The sequence below is a fragment of the Pseudomonas arcuscaelestis genome (assembly GCF_016881005.1).
Taxonomy (GTDB): Bacteria; Pseudomonadota; Gammaproteobacteria; order Pseudomonadales; family Pseudomonadaceae; genus Aquipseudomonas; species Aquipseudomonas arcuscaelestis.
The window spans coordinates 117,120-134,988 of sequence record NZ_JACOPV010000010.1 but is presented as its reverse complement, the minus strand read 5'-3'; the positions used below and the strand labels follow the sequence as shown (position 1 = coordinate 134,988).

At 60.1% G+C, this 17,869-nt stretch carries 33 protein-coding genes and 1 pseudogene; 15 read left to right on the top strand and 19 right to left on the bottom strand.

What is annotated here, in order from left to right; all coding sequences use genetic code 11:
- Positions 1-205: 205 nt before the first annotated feature.
- From H8F21_RS17000 to H8F21_RS16910, 19 genes and pseudogenes are all read right to left on the bottom strand, one after another.
- Positions 206-589, bottom strand: a complete 384-nt coding sequence (locus H8F21_RS17000; protein WP_203585101.1) for a DUF2591 domain-containing protein — start codon at positions 587-589, stop codon at positions 206-208.
- A complete protein-coding gene (locus H8F21_RS16995) occupies positions 586-783 on the bottom strand; it encodes a hypothetical protein (protein WP_203585100.1) in 198 nt (65 codons plus the stop codon). Before H8F21_RS16995 ends, H8F21_RS17000 begins: the two co-directional genes overlap by 4 nt.
- Positions 780-1,046: a hypothetical protein gene (locus tag H8F21_RS16990; protein WP_203585099.1), complete on the bottom strand. Its 267-nt coding sequence runs from the start codon at positions 1,044-1,046 to the stop codon at positions 780-782. Before H8F21_RS16990 ends, H8F21_RS16995 begins: the two co-directional genes overlap by 4 nt.
- The gene (locus tag H8F21_RS16985; protein ID WP_203585119.1) at positions 1,043-1,315 is read right to left on the bottom strand and encodes a hypothetical protein; all 273 of its coding nucleotides are present in this window, start codon (positions 1,313-1,315) and stop codon (positions 1,043-1,045) included. The genes H8F21_RS16990 and H8F21_RS16985 overlap by 4 nt, the downstream gene beginning before the upstream one ends.
- A 414-nt stretch (positions 1,316-1,729) precedes the next feature.
- Complete coding sequence (locus H8F21_RS16980) at positions 1,730-2,266, bottom strand: hypothetical protein (protein WP_203585098.1); 537 nt, start codon at positions 2,264-2,266, stop codon at positions 1,730-1,732.
- A gap of 18 nt (positions 2,267-2,284) precedes the next feature.
- Positions 2,285-3,439 carry an RNA-directed DNA polymerase gene (locus H8F21_RS16975; protein ID WP_203585097.1) on the bottom strand — a complete coding sequence of 385 codons (1,155 nt, stop codon included), beginning with the start codon at positions 3,437-3,439 and terminating at the stop codon, positions 2,285-2,287.
- Between the two features lie 202 nt (positions 3,440-3,641).
- The gene (locus tag H8F21_RS16970; protein ID WP_203585096.1) at positions 3,642-3,998 is read right to left on the bottom strand and encodes a four helix bundle protein; all 357 of its coding nucleotides are present in this window, start codon (positions 3,996-3,998) and stop codon (positions 3,642-3,644) included.
- A gap of 54 nt (positions 3,999-4,052) precedes the next feature.
- A pseudogene (locus H8F21_RS16965) lies at positions 4,053-4,666 on the bottom strand (DUF1566 domain-containing protein).
- Positions 4,667-4,729: 63 nt separating this feature from the next.
- On the bottom strand, positions 4,730-5,308 hold the full coding sequence (locus H8F21_RS16960) for an Lcl C-terminal domain-containing protein (protein WP_203585095.1): 579 nt from the start codon (positions 5,306-5,308) through the stop codon (positions 4,730-4,732).
- 10 nt (positions 5,309-5,318) lie between these two features.
- Positions 5,319-5,732, bottom strand: a complete 414-nt coding sequence (locus H8F21_RS16955; RefSeq protein ID WP_203585094.1) for a hypothetical protein — start codon at positions 5,730-5,732, stop codon at positions 5,319-5,321.
- A gap of 81 nt (positions 5,733-5,813) precedes the next feature.
- Positions 5,814-6,275 carry a hypothetical protein gene (locus H8F21_RS16950; protein ID WP_203585093.1) on the bottom strand — a complete coding sequence of 154 codons (462 nt, stop codon included), beginning with the start codon at positions 6,273-6,275 and terminating at the stop codon, positions 5,814-5,816.
- A complete protein-coding gene (locus tag H8F21_RS16945) occupies positions 6,272-6,541 on the bottom strand; it encodes a hypothetical protein (protein ID WP_203585092.1) in 270 nt (89 codons plus the stop codon). Before H8F21_RS16945 ends, H8F21_RS16950 begins: the two co-directional genes overlap by 4 nt.
- A 20-nt stretch (positions 6,542-6,561) precedes the next feature.
- Positions 6,562-6,945: a response regulator transcription factor gene (locus H8F21_RS16940; RefSeq protein WP_203585091.1), complete on the bottom strand. Its 384-nt coding sequence runs from the start codon at positions 6,943-6,945 to the stop codon at positions 6,562-6,564.
- Between the two features lie 189 nt (positions 6,946-7,134).
- Positions 7,135-7,365: an Acb2/Tad1 domain-containing protein gene (locus H8F21_RS16935; protein WP_004573849.1), complete on the bottom strand. Its 231-nt coding sequence runs from the start codon at positions 7,363-7,365 to the stop codon at positions 7,135-7,137.
- Between the two features lie 61 nt (positions 7,366-7,426).
- Complete coding sequence (csrA, locus tag H8F21_RS16930) at positions 7,427-7,612, bottom strand: carbon storage regulator CsrA (RefSeq protein WP_203585090.1); 186 nt, start codon at positions 7,610-7,612, stop codon at positions 7,427-7,429.
- A gap of 514 nt (positions 7,613-8,126) precedes the next feature.
- Positions 8,127-8,378, bottom strand: a complete 252-nt coding sequence (locus H8F21_RS16925; RefSeq protein ID WP_413243045.1) for a DUF1654 domain-containing protein — start codon at positions 8,376-8,378, stop codon at positions 8,127-8,129.
- 127 nt (positions 8,379-8,505) lie between these two features.
- Positions 8,506-9,102, bottom strand: coding sequence for a hypothetical protein (locus H8F21_RS29665; protein ID WP_236043087.1), 597 nt, complete (start codon positions 9,100-9,102; stop codon positions 8,506-8,508).
- Positions 9,099-9,446, bottom strand: coding sequence for a hypothetical protein (locus tag H8F21_RS16915; protein WP_203585089.1), 348 nt, complete (start codon positions 9,444-9,446; stop codon positions 9,099-9,101). Before H8F21_RS16915 ends, H8F21_RS29665 begins: the two co-directional genes overlap by 4 nt.
- Positions 9,447-9,530: 84 nt before the next feature.
- On the bottom strand, positions 9,531-10,223 hold the full coding sequence (locus tag H8F21_RS16910) for a S24 family peptidase (protein ID WP_236043086.1): 693 nt from the start codon (positions 10,221-10,223) through the stop codon (positions 9,531-9,533).
- Between the two features lie 142 nt (positions 10,224-10,365).
- Here H8F21_RS16910 and H8F21_RS16905 point away from each other — a divergent pair, with 142 nt between their 5' ends.
- From H8F21_RS16905 to H8F21_RS16835, 15 genes are all read left to right on the top strand, one after another.
- Complete coding sequence (locus tag H8F21_RS16905) at positions 10,366-10,596, top strand: Cro/CI family transcriptional regulator (RefSeq protein WP_203585087.1); 231 nt, start codon at positions 10,366-10,368, stop codon at positions 10,594-10,596.
- Positions 10,597-11,017: 421 nt separating this feature from the next.
- Entirely contained in the window at positions 11,018-11,788 is a 771-nt protein-coding gene (locus H8F21_RS16900; RefSeq protein ID WP_203585116.1) for a helix-turn-helix domain-containing protein, read from the top strand.
- Positions 11,785-12,453, top strand: a complete 669-nt coding sequence (locus tag H8F21_RS16895) for a replication protein P (protein WP_203585086.1) — start codon at positions 11,785-11,787, stop codon at positions 12,451-12,453. The genes H8F21_RS16900 and H8F21_RS16895 overlap by 4 nt, the downstream gene beginning before the upstream one ends.
- Positions 12,450-12,653, top strand: a complete 204-nt coding sequence (locus tag H8F21_RS16890; RefSeq protein ID WP_203585085.1) for a hypothetical protein — start codon at positions 12,450-12,452, stop codon at positions 12,651-12,653. Before H8F21_RS16895 ends, H8F21_RS16890 begins: the two co-directional genes overlap by 4 nt.
- Positions 12,650-12,946, top strand: a complete 297-nt coding sequence (locus tag H8F21_RS16885; RefSeq protein WP_203585084.1) for a DUF1364 domain-containing protein — start codon at positions 12,650-12,652, stop codon at positions 12,944-12,946. Before H8F21_RS16890 ends, H8F21_RS16885 begins: the two co-directional genes overlap by 4 nt.
- A complete protein-coding gene (locus H8F21_RS16880) occupies positions 12,943-13,377 on the top strand; it encodes a VRR-NUC domain-containing protein (RefSeq protein WP_203585083.1) in 435 nt (144 codons plus the stop codon). The genes H8F21_RS16885 and H8F21_RS16880 overlap by 4 nt, the downstream gene beginning before the upstream one ends.
- A complete protein-coding gene (locus H8F21_RS16875) occupies positions 13,374-14,669 on the top strand; it encodes a tyrosine-type recombinase/integrase (RefSeq protein WP_203585082.1) in 1,296 nt (431 codons plus the stop codon). Before H8F21_RS16880 ends, H8F21_RS16875 begins: the two co-directional genes overlap by 4 nt.
- Positions 14,666-14,983 (top strand): hypothetical protein, encoded by a 318-nt coding sequence (locus H8F21_RS16870; protein WP_203585081.1) that lies wholly within the window; start codon positions 14,666-14,668, stop codon positions 14,981-14,983. The genes H8F21_RS16875 and H8F21_RS16870 overlap by 4 nt, the downstream gene beginning before the upstream one ends.
- Positions 14,984-14,993: 10 nt before the next feature.
- Entirely contained in the window at positions 14,994-15,680 is a 687-nt protein-coding gene (locus tag H8F21_RS16865) for a hypothetical protein (protein ID WP_203585080.1), read from the top strand.
- Between the two features lie 159 nt (positions 15,681-15,839).
- Positions 15,840-16,355 (top strand): hypothetical protein, encoded by a 516-nt coding sequence (locus tag H8F21_RS16860; RefSeq protein WP_203585079.1) that lies wholly within the window; start codon positions 15,840-15,842, stop codon positions 16,353-16,355.
- Between the two features lie 25 nt (positions 16,356-16,380).
- On the top strand, positions 16,381-16,713 hold the full coding sequence (locus tag H8F21_RS16855) for a phage holin family protein (RefSeq protein ID WP_203585078.1): 333 nt from the start codon (positions 16,381-16,383) through the stop codon (positions 16,711-16,713).
- Positions 16,700-16,882, top strand: coding sequence for a hypothetical protein (locus H8F21_RS16850; protein ID WP_203585077.1), 183 nt, complete (start codon positions 16,700-16,702; stop codon positions 16,880-16,882). The genes H8F21_RS16855 and H8F21_RS16850 overlap by 14 nt, the downstream gene beginning before the upstream one ends.
- A 65-nt stretch (positions 16,883-16,947) precedes the next feature.
- On the top strand, positions 16,948-17,241 hold the full coding sequence (locus tag H8F21_RS16845; protein WP_203585076.1) for a hypothetical protein: 294 nt from the start codon (positions 16,948-16,950) through the stop codon (positions 17,239-17,241).
- Positions 17,238-17,417 (top strand): hypothetical protein, encoded by a 180-nt coding sequence (locus H8F21_RS16840; protein WP_203585075.1) that lies wholly within the window; start codon positions 17,238-17,240, stop codon positions 17,415-17,417. The genes H8F21_RS16845 and H8F21_RS16840 overlap by 4 nt, the downstream gene beginning before the upstream one ends.
- Positions 17,408-17,785 (top strand): HNH endonuclease, encoded by a 378-nt coding sequence (locus tag H8F21_RS16835; protein ID WP_203585074.1) that lies wholly within the window; start codon positions 17,408-17,410, stop codon positions 17,783-17,785. The genes H8F21_RS16840 and H8F21_RS16835 overlap by 10 nt, the downstream gene beginning before the upstream one ends.
- Positions 17,786-17,869: the final 84 nt, after the last annotated feature.

The window sequence follows — 17,869 nt, the reverse complement described above, 5'->3', positions numbered from 1 at the left end:
ATGGCGGCAGAGGTGGGGAGGGATCAGAGTTTTCCTACAGACGCTGGTGAAGGCGGCTGTCATGATGTTCTTGCTCGCACAGTCAGTTGTCTTGGGTCCAAGACCGACGTAAGTCTGGCTGGGCGGGCTCTATTACTGTTTCACGGCCTCGGACCCTTCCAGATGAGCCAGGCTATGTAGAGCGGGGCGGCGATGGGTAGGACGATCATGGCTGCAGCTCCTTCGGCACCTGGACAAGCAGTCCAACTTTGGCGGCGACGATGGTGCGGCACGCGGCCTGTAGGGCTGAATCGCCAGCCTGGGCAATATCGCTGCCGCCACCGGTGATCCAGGCTGCCCACACGTCGCCAACGCTCTGCGGGCAATGCAGGCTGATGTTGTGCTTCTCGATCAGTGGACCGCATACCAGCCAATCAACAGCTGGTTTGTAGCGCACCGGGAACATCCCTTCTTGCTGGATGAACACCCGAGCAGGGACGCCGTACTGCGCTGGCGAAACGAAAGGATTCAGGCTCACGGCAATTGCCAGCGACCAGTTCAGCGCCTCACCTGCAAGGTCGGCCGTCTTCACTTCGATTAGGTCGGTCATGACTTTGTGCCTCCGTGGCACTTCGCCTTGTATTCGGCGATGAAGTCAGCCGGGAATTGCGAACGCCAGCCGCATCGGCACTTGAACTGCTCGCCATCCCAAGTGGTGCGCGGCAGCATGTGGGTGCAGTTCTCGTCTCCGCAATACGGTGAGTAGCCTTCGCGGGTCATCAGGTTTTCTCGAACCAGGCTCACAGCTCATACCTCTCATCAATCCAGCGCCCAGGCGCCAGTGCGGGTGTAGGTTCAGATTCGGTTTCGTGCGGGGAGAGCTCGCGCTCGGTGCCGGCCTGCAGCTGGCTGTCGGGGATGCAACTGATGCCGCCTGCATAGCCATACTTGTAAAGCCAGCAAGTGGCGCCGTGCTCATCGTCATGGAAGACGCGAACCCCATACGGCAAAGGGTCAGCGCTGGCGCCGGTGGCCAGTAGCAGGAGGCAGAGGGCGAGGCGGGTCATGGAGTCACCACTCGGCGAGCCCACCAGCAGACGGGGCCGTCGTCGCTATCGTGTATGGCCAGGCAGAACCAGCCTTCTCCGTCAGGTCGATTCGGCTCCCAATAGCTGCAATCAGGATCGTCTGACTCGAAGTAGCGATCTGCGATTTCCACGGGCGCGTCGGTTTCAAGCTCAATCATGATGACCTGCAGGCCTTGCTCCGCGATCCAGGCTTTGCACTTCTCGCCGTCACCCTCGTCGAAGTCGGGAAGGTCGGGATGCTGAAACATGCCGTTTTCGTCTCGGCGGACAACTGCACGCTGGATAAGCGTCTGGCGGTCAAGGCGCTCGATCTCCGCGAGGATCAGCGCGCCGGCCTTTATCAGGTCACGCCGGCGATCAGCGCCTGGCTTGAAGGTGCCTTCGCCCCACGGCCAGTCTGTGCTCATGGTGCCAGGCTTACCCGCCAGCCGGGCGTACACGCTTGCCGCCCTGGCCAGCTCTCCAGACGCATAACCATCGTCGCGATACAGCGAGAATCCTTCGTCGCTTACCTGCCGCTGGCGCTCGAGCACGACATCCAGCGCCGCTCGGTTTAGGGTGATTCCACTTTTCTCGGGCATGACGATTCCTTGGCCGCCATATCGCGGCTATGAATAGAGGGGAGAGGGGTTAAAGCGGGGCGGAGTACAAATGTACTCTTGTCAGGATTTGCGCTTGGTGGCGGCGATGGCCTTGGCGTACTCGGGGAAGTCAGCCAGCATCCTGTCGACGCTGTCACAGTCGCCGCCCAAGGCCGTTATGCGGGCGTGGCCTGCCTGAACCGCCATGCGATACCCGCAAGTCATCGCCCGCAGCAACTCGCGCAGCTCCTCCATTTCCGGATCACGCGCAGCGAACGCCTTGGCACCCTGGTCGGCCATGTCACCGGCGCTGAAGCCGTCGGAGGTTGGTGGGTGGAGGTAGAGCTTTCGGACCTCGTACTCATCCGGCATCGACAAGGCTATGTCCAAGCCCTCGCCATTCGACTCTTCCCAGCAGCAGGAGCCATGAGATCGGACCATGAAAACCGGCTCGCCCTGGTGCTGGGTGGCTTTCAGTTCGGCGAAAAGACGCTTGAACTGCTTGTAGGTTGGATGCGAGTGCAGGCCTTCAATCTCAAAGCGTTCTGCAATGTCGTCGATTTTTTCGAGCACGCTGACCATCTGTTCGGTGTTGCTGGATCGGTTTTCTGTGGGCATGGGGATACCTCGCTTGGGTTATCGCTTTGGGTAGGTCTTGGTCAGGTCGCCATTGACCATGTGTCCGCGCTGAAGCACCAGATTGGCGAGCGCAGCACGATCCTTCTGGCTGTGACTGGCTTGGGTGAGCAGGCCGAAATAGCTGTTGGCGGTTTCGCGCAACTGTTCGGCTGGTGCGACGGCTGTCCGCTTCATGGCCTGACCCACAGATCGCTTGCGGGTGGTGCGCCGCCATGGCTTGATCACATGCCCGACGAAGTCAACGCCGCGGTCAATCGGCTGCAGGATGGTCTTCGACGGGTTGAGCCTGGCGCCAAGTTTCGGCAGGAAGGCTTCGATCTCGGCCTTCCAGGCATTCAGCTGTCGGGCTGATTCATGCAGCAGTACGAAGTCGTCGACGTAGCGGACGTAGTGCTTCGCGCCGAGCCGGTGCTTGCAGAACTGGTCCAAGGCGTCGAGGTAGACGTTGGCGAAGAACTGCGACGACAGGTTGCCTATTGGTAGACCCAGGTGCGCCGGCTGCGCGGTGAGGCGCTTGTGCTGCGGTACCCGGTTGAACAGGTGCGCCGGGCTGCGGACTTGATAGTCGGTGCGTGGATCATGCATCAGCACCTGTAGCGCCAGGGCTCGCCACCAGGGTTCCGTGATCTTGGCCGACAGCTGGCCGGCCAGCACGTGCTTGTCGATGGCTACGAAGAAGTTGGCCAGGTCGCACTTCAGGTAGAAAGCTGGCTTCGACCAGTTCTGGGTCTGGCTGCGGATCTTCGCCTCAAGGCGCTTCGCGGCGTACAGCGTGCCACGCTCTCGGATACAGGCGCAGCTGTCCGCTATAAAGCTGCTTTCTATCCGTGGACCGATGCGGTTGTAGAGTAGGTGGTGCACGATGCGGTCGCGGAAGTCGGCGGCCCACACCTCGCGGGCCTTTGGCCGGGTGACCACAAAACATATTGAGCGGCCTGGCCGGTATTGGCCGGTTATCAGGTCGCGGTGAAGAGCCGTTAAGTTCCGCTCCAGGTTCATTTCGAAAGCCAGTGCGCTGGCGCTGTTTCGCTTTGAGCGCCGGCAGTCGTAATAGGCCTGGACGAGATCGCTGAACGGGTAGGGCTCTGAAGCTGCGGACGGGGCGGACGCGGAGCTCGTTGTTCTTGTCGTTGTTGTTCTGATTGCCATCATCGAAGTTCATGTTGAATGCGTTGTTGGCGGAGCGCTGCGACCTGTCGTGCTATCTACGTCGGCCTGCCGATTCCTCAGCGGGCAAACTGCGCTGGACCTACACGGACGCTTTAGACCGGTGGTATCCAGGGTGCGCATGGCGGTGACCAAAGGTCAGCGGCACGACCAGGTTCAATTCGCACAGACCTGAAAGCCGTGACTCTCAGGTAGCGGGCGCGGTTGGGGTGGAGCGTTTCCAGGCGTTGGCCTGTTTTCCGATAGAAGTGGTGATCTCCATCGTTTTGGCGTGCTGCGGCACGCTGATGAACCGACTTTCCTTGAACAGTCGCATTAGGAATTCGATCACCTGGACCTTCTCGACCAACTGAGTCAGGTGTGGTCGCTTGTCCTGCGTGGCATTGGCCCGGGCAATCAGCATCAGCACATCGATGCACTCATCAATCACCCGCTTGCCAAGTGACTGCTTGAGGTCGCGCGGGATGTTTCGGGTCAGGTTCGTGGCCATTTGCAGCAGGCCGAGCGATGACTTGTAGATCGATAGATCGGTGTGCATTGCCACAGCGGCGCTCCTCCTTGAGCAACCGACCGCAAGCGGCCGGATTAAATGAACGAATTAATCAATAAGCGACCTGCGGACGGGGCGGACGCGGAGCTCGTAGTCCTTGCCGCGGTGGCATGATAGCCATCATCGAAGTGCATGCTGAATGCGTTGTAGGCGGAGCGCTGCGAAGATGACCAATACCAGTCGGCCTGGAAGGCTTCTGGCTCGCCTTCAGCAAATCCAGGCACCAGGGTCTTGGTCGGAGACTCCTTGGTGTACAGCAAGCCAACCGGCAGGCTGTTTGGGTTGTCGCCGTCTCGGTTCCAGCAGTAGTTCTCGCGGCTGGTCGGTTTGAAGTGACGATACTGCAGCTCCTGCACATCGCGCGCCGGGATCGCCCAGTCAGTGAATCCGCCGATATCCAAGGCCATAACCTTCTGTGCCAGCTCACTGCCGCTGGCGGCCATGGCCTCGGTGTTGGCGCGGCTATCAGTGAAGCTGTCGACGCCGTCAATCTTCACGCCATACTCGCCCCATTCGCCGGTCAGCTCATGCGCGGCACCGGCGGTGATGTTGGCGAAGCGCTGGCCGTTCTCGATGGTGATTCCGGAGAAGAAGCCGCCACCGAAGGGCTGGCCGATTTCGGGAAGTTGTACTGCAGGTGCCAATTTCTCTACTGAGTTCATGTGATGCTCCTTTGAAGGCAACAAAAAAGGCGCTGATGCGCCTCTGTTCGAATGAATGAAGGATTAAATGAACAACCTGCGGACGGGGCGGACGCGGAGCGCGTTGAGCTTGCCGTTGCCGTCCTGAGGGCCACCATCGAAGTGCACGTGGAACGCGCCGTGGGCGGAGCGCTGCGAAGATGACCAGTAGTAGCAGTCCTGGGCGAATACCTCGGGGCAGTTGACCCAGCCCTGGTACAGCTCGGCAGCGGCTGGTAGGTAGAAATCATTGAGGTTGTCGGCGGTGTAGTTGCTCGCAGCCTTGGCGGCAGGGTGGCTGCCTTCTTCCAGTAGGATCGCGCTGTTGGCCAGCCCATCGGTTTTGCTTGTAGCTCCAGAGGTTTCACCGCGGCGCCCCCATTCATGGCTGCCAGCGTCTTCGGCAGCAATGATTAGGTAATGCTCCGGCACGTCGCCGCGAGCAGCGACCAGGCCGCCGTTGATGCCACCCTGGCCGGGCCATGGCTGGCCGATCTCGGGAATGTCAGACTGAACGCTTGCCGCGAGCGCAGCTCCGACCAATGCCAAGGCTGGCGCGGAGGACTTCGGCGAAGCGTGAATGTTCAGGGTGAGGTTCTTGATGCTGATGCTAGGCGCTTGCATGGGGTCGTCCTTATAGAGCGGGTTGCAGAATGTCGAGTTGCGCAGCGTTGCATTGCTGCTCGCCGTGCGGGAGGGGCTTTGGGGCGATGATCTGGTGGCCAGGGTCACGCTTCAGTTCTGCTCTACTGGCTTCTTCGAACTGACGCGCTAGTTTTGGCGATATCTCAAAAGCTGATGCGTCAGGTCGCTTGAGGCGGCGCGCTTGTTCCTCTGGCTCAGCAGCAATCAGCGACAGCGCAAGATCCTGCCAAAGCTCCTGAAGCTGGCTGTACCCATGCCGCTTCATGACCTCGTCTATCCTCTTGCGAATCGCGACAGGCAAGTCCACCGGCGTCCGCTCGACGCCCAGGCGCTGCGCCTCGGCCTTCTTGTTGGCCCGGTAGGTCGCTGCGTGCTTGGCTGCTCCCGTCTTCTTCTCGGCCATTGCCGGTACCTCTCAAGCCGCTGGGCGGCAGTTTGATCCATTGCTGGCGCCGGCCATGCCGGACGCGGTGGTTGATTCGTTTCATGCCGCGAGCTTTACCTGCCTCCAGGCGCCGACGGCTTCGAAAACTGCGGCGGCCTGCGCCTCTTCAAGCGTCAAATCAGCGGGAACCGCGATCCACCCGGCGGCCACGATGTGCTGCGGGTTGCACTGTTCGCGCAGGCCCATATATGTGGCCTCGATCACGTCGGTAAGGTGAGAGGCCAGGTAGTTGCCTTGAGGGGCGACCTCGATGGATTTGCAGTACTGCTCGCCATCGGGTTTTTGGCACATCACGCTGAGATAGATGGTCCAGCGGTGGGCGATGTCGCAAACTGCATTGACGATTTGCTCCTGCCGTATCTGCTTGCAGTTCTTCCAGTTGACCAGCACCTGCTGCCCGCTGGGATCGATGTTCACCACTGCCGCGTGATTGGATGCGACCAAGGCCCTGCACGAGCGCTCCAGCCGGGCCCGCATGCTGTGCGGCTTGCGCTTACTCATTGACGCCCAACCAGCTTGCGCGTTGCAGCTGCCTCCATCACATCCACAAACTGCATTGCCGCGTGATAGCTGTAGGCGTGACCCTTCTTCTCACCGCTGGCGATCTCGATCACATCCCAGGTGCTGCCCTTGTTGGCAGCCTGGAAGCGCGGGGCTGAATCGCCGATCTTGGTGCGCGCCTCGGCTCTTACTGCCTTGCTGCGCTCGAGCAGTGCCGCGAGCACGGCAATCTTCTGCTGAAAAGCAGGATGCATTGCTGTCTGCATGGTGTCTTCCTCAGTTGGGGTCAGGCGTGCAGGTCGAACGATTCGGCCTTGCGGATGATTCGGATCTGAGCAATACGTCGCTCAGGCACGCGCCGGTCGCGACGCATCGGGTCGGTGTCGCCCATGACAGCGTGCATAGCCATCAAACCGGCAAGCACGAAGCACATAGGGCTGATGATCTGGCGCTTCATGGCTTCGGCTACCAGGGCAGCACGACGGTGCACACCGAGCTTGTACATCGCGTTTTCGATGCGGTTGGCCACGGTGCCCGGCGTGATCTGCATCAGGCGGGCAATCTCTTTGGCTGTCATGCCCTGAGCTACCGCAAGCAGTGCTTCAAGTTCACGCGGTGCCAGGCCGCGCCCGAGGAAGCCCTTCCAGGAGCCGCTGGTGATCGTTTCCATGATGAGTAACCTCGGGTGTTGGCTGCATGGGGGTGTGATCGTGAAGGCCGGGCAATCGACCGCATGCGCGCGCCGAGGTGGCCTCCCCGCTGTTTGCTTGCGGCTCATCCGATCACACTCCGATGCAGCCTGGTGATGGGGAACCAGGTGATCGGGCAGTTAACGTCAGGCTGACGTGGCGCTGGTTGTTCAGCTGAATGGGTCGGCAGGCTTCGCGATCGAGCGGACGAACCACATGAAGCCCTGCTGCAGGTTGGTCTTGGCCAAGGCCAGTAGGCGAGGGTCAACGCCCTCGATCTGGCCGATCTGCTTGAATAGCTCGCCGGCATCAGCCTCCAGGGCCTTGATCGAGTTCATGCCGTCGATTTCGCTCTGAGTGAGGTCGCGGTAACCGGTGATCTTTTTGTGCTGGTTGTCCATGGGGTAGTCCTCTGGTTGATTTCCCGTCTGGCCCTGTCGCCAAGGCCAGCTAGTGAAATCGTCAGGCTGCGGTTGTTGCTTGTCGCTCATCCTGAATCCGCTGATAGATCTCTTCGCGATGAGCGACGACCTGTTCAGGGGCATCAACCCCCAGCCTGATCTGTCGGCCGCAAACGCTCAGCACGGTCACGCTGATGTCGTCGTTGATGCGGATGGTTTCGCCGGGGCGGCGGGTGAGTATCAACATTTGCCTTCTCCTTGGTTGTCATCCCGCTGCCCACTCAGTGAATGGGCAGAAGTGATGCTCTATTGCTGGGTTGATGCAGGGGGCCGCATTCGCGGTGTGTTCTCGTCCGCATCCCAAAGCACCCGTCTCCAGGTGCTTCAGTGATGCATTCCATTTCTCCACCACGCGCATCGCCCGATTCATATCTCTGGCCGGCGTCACACATTTCGTGTTCGGTGTTCTTCACCGGCTGGCTTGCGTGGTTTCGCGCACTCACATCTGGTGAGCACGGCCAGTTCCAGAGCTGGCATGGGCGGCGGTTTAGCTTTTCCCGACCCAGGTGATGGCCTGGGTACGTCGCGGTGGTCACGTCTAGTTGTGTAAAGAGCGGTGGCAGCTTTCGCTGCCTGGCCGGTATTGCCCGGCGACGAATAAATATTGCCCCCGGATATACTTAAAGTCAACGCCGCAGGCGATATATTTTCTTTGGGCATAAAAAAACCCGCACAGGGCGGGCAAAGAGGGAGCGTCGAAATCAGTCTTCTTTGGGCACGGTCCAGAAAATCTGCACGTTGCCATCGTCGCGATGGGCCAATGTGACGTTGTCGTTCTCGGCGATCTCATCGATCAGGCGATCCCAGTCTTCAGACAGATCCCCGGGAGCACGCTCAAGCAGCGCGGACTTCGATGCTTGGGCGCCGGTGCTGTTGATGACCTTTTGGATTCTCATGCCGAGCATCTCGTAAGAACTTGGCAGGGCAGGGGCTTGTTGTTTGGCTTTGGCCACGGCAAATACTCCATTCACTGTATAGATGAACAGTATTTTATCTCTCAGTAAATGGCAATACTGGATAGAGCACGTTTGTACTCTTTAGGCGAGCGGGCAACAAAAAGCCCGCGCTAGGCGGGCTTGATCAATTCTTTGCTGGTGGCCTCGCCTGGGGTGATACTGGGGTCTCCAGCGCCGACGGCGCGGTGATAGGTGTTGCCCGATCTCCCTTGCCGGTTTGATAGAAGGTGACGCTAAGCGCTGCCACCGCAACACCAACACCAACTGCAGTCAGCATTGCGCCCCAAATATTGAGCTTCACATTTCCGAGGCGATCAATATCTCTACGGACGCCCGCGATCGATTCGTCGAGGCGCTTATCTCGCTCAGCCTGCGCTGCGAGAAACCCATCAATTTTCGATGAAATCGCCTCAACCCGAGCATCCATCTTTACTTCAATGGTCTCGAGCTTGGCGTTGAATTCTTCGCGGGTGATGTCGTTCATCTGTGAAGTATCGGCTAGCGCTTCGGGTTTGTCATCAACGTACTTACGCCCCACGCCAATACGGGCTGAGCTACTTCCGGCGATTACAACTCGATACCTCCCGCCTTCGGAGACGGCCTCAGGCGGTGGAGTGCCCTTGTCGGAGCGATGCAGGGATTTTTTGAGGAATGCCGAAAAGGCCGGGTCGTCTGATGCGTCTTCGTTCTCATGGGAAAATCGAAAACCTTTCGATCTCATGTTTTCGAATCCATTGAAGTTCTGCCCTGAGCATGATGAACCATCTTCAGGATGGTTATAGCTAGATCCTCGGCGACCTCTAACGGTATGGTCAGCGCCACCACATCATTACGGTGCGCCGTGACCCTTGGATGCGCAAGCACAGCCCTATCTGGGTTCTGGGGATCAGGGACTATGCTCTCGCTGATCACCTCTAAGGAATCTCTGCCGAATGTGAGATGGAGTCGCTCCTCATCATTCCAGCTGATAGCCATGGCGGTGTATTTATCTACAAACTCGTCCGCAAATCCTGCCGACCTTCTGTGTAGAAGTTCACTAATAGTGTTTTTCCCTTCATCTTCCATGCATCAAAGCCCTCAGGTACTAAAGCGTTTCTCCCCAGCGGCGCTGTTCTTTGCTGGGCTTGTTCGGGCTCGTGGCTGCACTACTTAAAAGCGGCCAAGCACCTTGCTTGGAGCCAGAATATTGCCCACGTAGTGGATCTTCTCGATGTCTGCCCAAGCGATCACTCGGCGCTCGCCATAGGCAGAGTTCACAGAGGCAAGGTTCACGCCTTCCTCGTTCTCGAAAAGCAATTCTTTGACCATGCTCTGGCCGTCAGTGGTCGTGACCATGACGTATTCACCCGGCACAAGGCGGTGATTCGGCTCGCAAACCGCGATCCAGCCGCTGCGGATCGCTGGCGCCATTGAGTCGCCCTTCAGGCGCAGCGCGTAGGCGTCTTCATCACGCGACCAGGTCTCAACCCATCCCTCGGCGATATCAAGGCCAACCCAATAGCCATCGTTTCCAAGCTGGGCTGTGCCCACAATTTCGATCCTTCGAGTGGGGGAGATGATTGGCGGGCCTTGCTCGACGTTTGTTTCAAAGCTGGAGCGCGCTAACTGCGCAATTTCTTCGGCCAGTCGAGGGCTGAAAGTCTCCACCGGCTGAGAGATCAGCCCGGCAATAACGCTTGCGACTTTAACGTTCAGGGCGTTGTAACCGTTGAGGTAAGCGCTCACAGAGCCTTGGTTGATGCCAAGCGCCTCGGCGATTTTTCCTTGCGTAAGGCTATCGCGGCGGGACTTCCCCTCATTGAAGGAATCCACAGCCGCTTTCAGGGCAAGGCACTCGGCCATTTCCCAGTCTTCGAGTTCGCGTTTGCGTTTATTCATGTCCCTGATTATTCCTCACGGCAATATTTTATCAATCGCCTCCGGTGTTGATAAATAAATCGCCGGAGGCGATACTTGCGTGATACCAACGGAGGAGACCTGCGATATGGGTCGCAAACACCTTAAAGAATTTGCCGCCGAGCACGGGCAAACCAAGGCGGCTGCCTTGCTGGGAATGGCGCAGGGCTCGCTAAACAAGGCGCTTCGACTGGGTCGCGACGTATACGTCACCGAGCATGCCGACGGGACCTACACCGCCGAAGAGATTCGGCCATTCCCGTCGCAGCATCGCCCAGCCACGAATCAAATTATCCACCCACTGGCAAACCGCCAGTAGATGCCTAAAACACCTGTGAATTCATCCAGCTGAAAACGGCAAGCGCAACACCATTAGCGGGGGCTGATGAGCAATAAAGGCGTAGCTGGCAACTGAGCCGCTCGCACCAGAAGACCATAAGGGGAAGGACGTGGAAAGCAGCACATCAGGACGCATGGGGATATTGAACGCTGAGGGCAGTAGCTCAGTCGGCGGGGCAGGTCGCGTCTACAGGAAAGCAATCGCCTGAATTGCAGGCACAAAAAAGCCGGGTGGCACCCCGGCTTCTTCGTACTTTTTTACAGCGCTGAGAGGTGAGTATGCCAATCAAGTTTCCATCAATCAATACCGCGACTGATGCGTCAGGTTTTGGCGTTGCGCCAAATCTGTCGCGTCAGATCGACACCAGTAAGAGCGAGGGTGGGGCGTGAGTGTTCAAGCCATGACCTGGGCCTTGGCCATTCCCAAGGCTGCCCTGGATAACCCCGCAGCACGCCATGTTCTTCTGTGTCTCGCCAACTATGCCGGCAGTGATGGTCGTGGTGCATTCCCGTCGGCAGGAACCCTTTCGGAGGACACCGGCCTGTCCGAGCGCACCGTGCGCCTGAAACTGGATGAGCTGGAGAAGGGAGGGTGGATCGCCGAAGGCAACCAGGCAATCGCTGCTGCCTACATCGAGCGCCGCGATCGGCGCCCAGTGGTTTATGACCTCCAACTGAAGCGGGGTGCAAATGCTGCACCTCGTAAAGAACGGGGTGCAGATAACCGCACGGGGTGCAGCTCACAGCAGAACGGGGTGCAGGAAAACGCAGAACGGGGTGCAGCAGCTGCACCCAATCCGTCAGTGAACCATCAAGGAACCGAAGAGCAGCAGCCGCGCGAGATTTCTGAGCTGGTTGCCGAGCAGGATCGTCAGGCGTTGGAGTCGCAGGATGACCTGCAGCGTTTCGCCATGTTCGCTGAGTGGAATCCGCCGGTCGACAAGGTGACCGCCCAATTGACCCTGGCAGGGCTGACCCTTGAAGCGATCACAGAGGAATCTCTCAAGAGCTTCCTGGGTTACTACGTCGCCAAGCCCCGGCTACTCGACAGCAGTGGCGGCTGGTGCTTCCGGCTGGCCAAGTGGCTCAAGGGCGAGAAGGCCAGGAGCGCGAGCGAGGTCGAGCAGGACGAGACCCAAACCGACTGGACCGCGAAGGGAGTTCGAGTATGACCGCAACCAGCGTTCGGCAGCTTCTGGCCAATCGCCAAACCGATCCGACCTACCAGCCACCGGTAGAGCCCGGCGCGATGCCAATCGATCCAGCTACCCGCCAGGTGATCGAAGACCTGTTCCTTCGACTGCGCGGTGCCTGTGGCGCCTGGCGGCAGTCCTGGCCGACCCCTGCGGTGATGGATGCGGCCAAGCTGGAATGGCTCGGCGAGTTCATGCGCTCGGGCATCACCCGCCTTGAGCAGATCGACCATGGTATGCGAGTGCTGAGTGCGAGCAAATCGGCATTCGTGCCAGCGCCGGGCGTGTTCGTGAGCTGGTGCTTTGCCCCGGAAGGACTTGGCCTGCCCTGCACCGAAAAGGCCTATGCCCAAGGCCTGCGTAATTGCCACCCAGCCATGCGCGCTTCAGCGAAGTGGATGCACCCAGCCGTTTACCACGCAACCGCGGCCGCTGGCTTCCACAGCCTGCCGCTGATGTCGCGCGACCTCGGGATGAGCTGCTTCGAGAAGCACTACCTGGTGCAGTGCCGAAAGATCTGGAAGGGCGAGGGCCTGGGTCCGGTACCGGTTGCCGAGCTTCCCGCTCCGGCTGCGCCGCGCTCGCTGGATGTTGGCCGTGCTGCCCTTGAGGCATTGCGCTCTGCTCGAGGTGTCCGCCCGTGATCGATCCGAAGTTGATTGCACCAGACCTCACCGAATACCGCTGGGCTCTTTACGCCTGCGGACACCTGCTGGACCTCACCAGCCAGCCACATCCACCCGTGGGCCTGTATCGCGACGAGCAATCGGCGAACCTGTACGGCCTGCACATGTGGCCATCCACCTTCACCGTTGTTGACCTCCACAAGGACGACCGCTCATGAAGCAATCCAAGTTGACCAAAGCCGCGCGCGGCCGGGAATGCCAGGTGCGCATTCCTGGCGTTTGCAACGGTAATCCTGAAACCACCGTGCTGGCTCATTACCGGATGTCCGGCACCTGTGGCGTCGGTATGAAGCCGAACGATCTGCAGGGCGCCTGGGCGTGCAGCGCCTGCCATGACGCCTGTGACGGTCGCAGCCAGTTGACCAGTCGCGCCGAAGCCCGCCAGCACCACGCCGAGGGTGTTATGCGCACCCAGGCCATCCTGATCCGCGAGGGGGTTGTTGCCGCATGATCAAGCCTGCCAAGCCGCGCCTGTTCGCGGCGAAGAAGACCCGCACCAAGCCCATCGACCGCGAAGGCCTGGAGCAGGCCTCGCTGATGCGAGAAGTCGCGCTGCGCTATCCGGCTGCTGCCAAGCTGATCTACCACGTCCCGAACGGTGGTCACCGGCATAAGCTGGTGGCGATGAAACTGAAAGAGCAGGGCGTGAAGGCCGGCGTGCCTGACCTGGTGCTGCCGATGGCGCGCGGTGGCCACTTCGGTCTGTACATCGAGTTCAAGGCCAAGCCGCCATTCGACGCCGCCGTTTCGCCGAGCCAGGACGCCTACCTCCAAGCGCTGCTCGATCAAGGCTATCTGGCGATCGTGTGCCGGGGCGCTATTGATGCGCTGGAAGCAATCCGAGCTTACTTGCTGCAGCCGCAGACCAAGGTGGCCGCATGACACTGGCGGTCGCTTTCTCCGATGCCGAGATTCGCCGCCGTGCTGAAGATCCGGCCACCGTGCTGATGCGCGATCCGCGTCACCCTGGCCTGTACTTCCGCTTCACTGAGGCGCGACCGCGTGGCACCTGGTCCCTGGTGGTGCGCAAGAAGTGGAACCGGATCGGCGCCTACCCTGACTTGTCGACCAAGACCGTGCTGGCCGCGCTGCCGGACCTACGTCAGCGCCTGGCGAACGACGCCCAGGCCAGCGCCGCCGTTTCGGCCTGGGCCACGCTCGGCGAGCTACTGGCCTGGTTCAGCGACCGGATGTCCCGCGACCGCAACCTGTCGACCAAGCGCAAGGCGACGGCCAAGTCGGCGATTGCCTGTCACCTGATCCCGCGAGTTGGCGGCTTGGCTTTTGCCGATGTGCGTCACGGCACCCTGGATGCGCAGTTGATGTGGCCATTGCAGGCCACCCTGTCGCTGGAATTCGTCCGGCTGATCTTCGGCCTGCTGGTGGTGGCCTGCCGTCGAGCGCACACCCTGGGCCTGATCCCGAGCAACCCGATGACGGGGATTAAGTTCAGCGACTTCTCGAAGACCAAAATCAAGGCCAAGGCCGCCCGGTTGCGTGGTGTGCAGATCGAGCCGCTGCTGGCCCAGTTGGAAGGGGTCATGGAGGACGATCCCGCCGACGCCATGCTGGCCTTGCTGATGCTGTGCCATGGCGCCCGGGTAGGCGAGACACGCATGGCGCAGTGGCCGCACCTCAGTCTGGCCGAACGCACTTGGCACATCCCGGCCGAGCACACCAAGACCCGCGTTGAGCATTCCTTGCCACTGACTGATCAGGTCTGCGCACTGCTGACCCAGTACCGCGACCGGCAGCTTGCCAGCGGCTACAGCGGTCAGTACCTGTTTCCGGCGCGTAACGGCAAGGGCCTGAGCGAGAGCCAAGCCAGCGCCGTGTTCACCCGGCTGGGCAAGGGGAAGTGGACCAGTCATGACCTGCGCAAGCTGGCCCGCACCGGCTGGGCGGACCTAGGCATCGACTTCCTGATCGGCGAACTGCTGATCAATCACGCCATGGGCCACAACGTGCAGGCCTATATCCACAGCACGGTCGAGGAGCGCAAGCGTGTGGCCCTGGAGCAGTGGCACGCCCATTTAGACGGCAAGGGTTTCATCCTCATTCACGGGTTGGAGGAGGGTGGAAACAAAGATTCGCGAAATGAGCCGGAGGCCGCGCAGGTCAAGGGCTGCAAGGTCACTGAGAAAACAACCATAGGCGAGGATTCAAAGGCATGAAAAAGAGCCATGGACCGGCCTTCAAGAAGGAGGTGATCGAGCTGCTTCAGTGCCCGGCGTGCCGTGGCAAAGCGGTGATCAAGGGCGTGTTCCATGACTTGGTCTGCGTGCAATGCAACGCCTCGGGCTGGGTGGCCGCCGCGACGGGGGAGGCCCTACCGCTGGAAGAACTGGTCACCCAATTGAGTCTGCGCCTGCAGGCCGCACAGCGACACATCAACGAATTGAAGCAACCTCGGGCCACTGGGCCAGAGGCGCTGTATCAGGAAGGCAACCGGCTGGGCGCCGGCGGCATCAACTACACCGGGGATTGAGGGGCAGGACATGATCTACAACAGCGTATCGGGGGCGGTAGTTGCGGCATTGGCGGCAGGAGAGAAGGGCGCAGCGAAGGGCCAGGCGTGGCAGAAGCTGTACAAATCGGCAGAAGAAGAGGGTGGCTGCCTGGCTTCGCTGGGCGGTCAGTCACACGGGTTAGATCGTGCCCAGGTGGACTACTGGTTGTCGGCCCGGCTGCATCACCTACTCATCCCACGGCACTGGGATGCACTGAATGCCAAGTACGCCACCAGCAAGGCGAAGAAGGTCCAGGCTATTGCGGCCATCAAGCCCCTAATCGCCAGTCCAGCACCGCCGCTCTTTGTCTACAAGGCAGTCACTGCCTGGGCGGTACCGAAACTCAAAGGCGCACCTCGGAAAGGCCCGCGTTCGGTATCGGTCGAGATCCCTCTGGAGACTTCGGATTGGCGCCGTGAGGCCATGGTGAAAGCCGCCTTGGCTGCAGGTCAGTCCGAGAAGCGAAAAGCCGAGGCGGTAGAAGAGGATGTGATCATCTTGGCCGACAGCTTCTACGACATGAATACCTGGGACCTGGATGCCAACCCCGAGTCAACTCGGCGTCGTTGGCGGCAGGGCATCAACGAGAAGTTGGACGGCATGGTGGATGATGCCTTGGCTGAAGTGCGCATGATTCTGGAGGCTGAAGGATTGCTGATGAAAGAGGCGGCATGATTGCCTGTTGACATCAGTGAGCGACTGAGCGAAATTATCTCCATCCTGTCATTCCTGCGCGTGTTGAGGAGTGACCCCGAAAGCCCGGCCATTGTGTCGGGCTTCGTTGTTTCTGGGCCCTGGCAAATGCCGGGGCTTTTTCGTTTCTGGAGGCCAGCAATGACTGATCAAGCGAAGCGTGACAAGCAGGCGGTAATCGATGCGGTGGTGGGTGGTGATGTTGGCCGTCTTGAATCGGCACTGCTGCGACTAGCCAAGAGCGACGCCTCTGGCTTCCTGTACATGACAGGCCAGCTGAAGAGTACCGAGCAGACTAAGCAGCATTTATCGATCGGCCTTGGCGTCTACAGCATAGGCCTGCCACCGTTTTACTTTGACGATGGCGTCTTGTACGGCGCGACCTACACCGACTCGGATCACTTCATGACCAAGGACGCCCACCGTTCGGGTGCCGGCATCGTGCATGAAGAAGTTTGCCAAATCGTCTCGAAGGTCCGCGCCGAGTACGACGAAGGTGTGCTGAAGAAGGTGCGAGAGCTCAAGGCGAACATGGAGGAGCTCGATGCCCTGCTGGCCGGACACTCCTTCGCGGATAGCAAGCTGGCAAGCCTGGCCCATGTCGACCTGGTGCGAGGCCAGGCGCTTCTGGTGGCTGCCTTGACCGCCAGCCAATAACAACCCCGCTGTTAAGGGCTCACTGATGAACACAGAACACCAGGCGCTCACTGATGTACCGCTCTGGCTGCTGGTGCTGCTGAGCATGGCAGGCCTGTCCGGGGAGATGCTGAGGGCGTCAGGTACTGACTTGGGGCTGCGGCAGATCCTTCAGCGTGTGGCGTTGCGCTTCCTAGCGTCGGGCTTGTTGGGTATGGCCACGCTGCTGCTGGCCCTGGCGCTCTGGAGCAACCTCTACTTGGCTGCTGGCCTGGGCATCGTTATTGCGGTGATCGGCGCCGATGTTGCAGGCGGCTTGTATACACAGTTCCTGGCCAAGAAGGCCGGCATCAGTGGAGAGCGTAATGACCCAGCCTAATAGCAAGGCCGAGTACTACCAGATGAAGGGCATGGTTGCCGACCTTTCAGCGGAGGATCAGGGCGAGGTCATGAAAGCTGAGGCAGAAGTGACTGCGATAGCCAAGCGGTCCGACAAGGCGCTGATTGGCGCGTTGATGGCTATGACTAAGATCGCAGCTGAGGCCTAGGCTGATGGCCTGCAGCGGATGCGCCGCCCGGCGCGAGTGGATCAACAAATGGACAAAGGTGGCATATGAGCGAGCCAAGCAAATCATTGTCGGTGGCGACGATCATACCGGCAGTAATGAGCCATCCGGACAATCCCCACCCCGTAATGGGGACCAAGGTTCTGCTGAGTGATGGTAGCGAGCTGAATGGTGTGACGAGTGTGGAGCTCAAGGCTTCGGTCGAGGGCGGTGTGTGGCATGCAGTTATCACTGTCTTGCCGCGCGAGATCCCGACTATCTGCGCCAACGCGCGGTTCGTTGAGGTGGATATCTCCGACCTCAAGAGCACTGCCCGAGAACACGCTCGGGTGGCGCCATGAGCATGCGGCAGGTGTCGCTGCTGGAGCGGATGCTGGCCGAGCAAGTGAAGCAGACCGAACTGCTGCAGCAGATCGCAAAGAACCAGGCGGTACTGATCCAAGCGCTGGGTGAAGACCAAGGCTTGGATGACGATGGCCCACCGCCCACTTACCTGAGCGGCCAGCCATGCCGATGAGGCCGCAGCGCCCATGCCGCGCGTCTGGCTGTCGAGCCCTTCACCGCAACGCCAACGGCTACTGCGATGCTCACGCCGATCAAGTGAAGAGCTTTGTCAGGGAGAGACCCCGCGAGAGCTCAACCGCTCGTGGCTACGGGTACAAGTGGCAGCAGGCGCGTGCTGGCTTCCTGGTCAAGCACCCGTTATGCGTTAAGTGTCAGCTCAATGGCTTGGTGGTTGTGGCCACCGATGTTGATCACATCGAGCCGCACAAGGGCGATATGACTGTGTTCTGGGATCGGTCGAACTGGCAGAGTCTGTGTGCACCCTGCCACTCGGCCAAGACAGCGGCCGAAGACGGTGGCTTCGGTAACGCGCGCCGCTGATCGACCGAAAGCGCACCAAAAGCGGGCGAAATGAGCCGGAATCGGCGCGCTGGGGAGGGGGAGAGTCGAAAGTCTGGGCCTTTT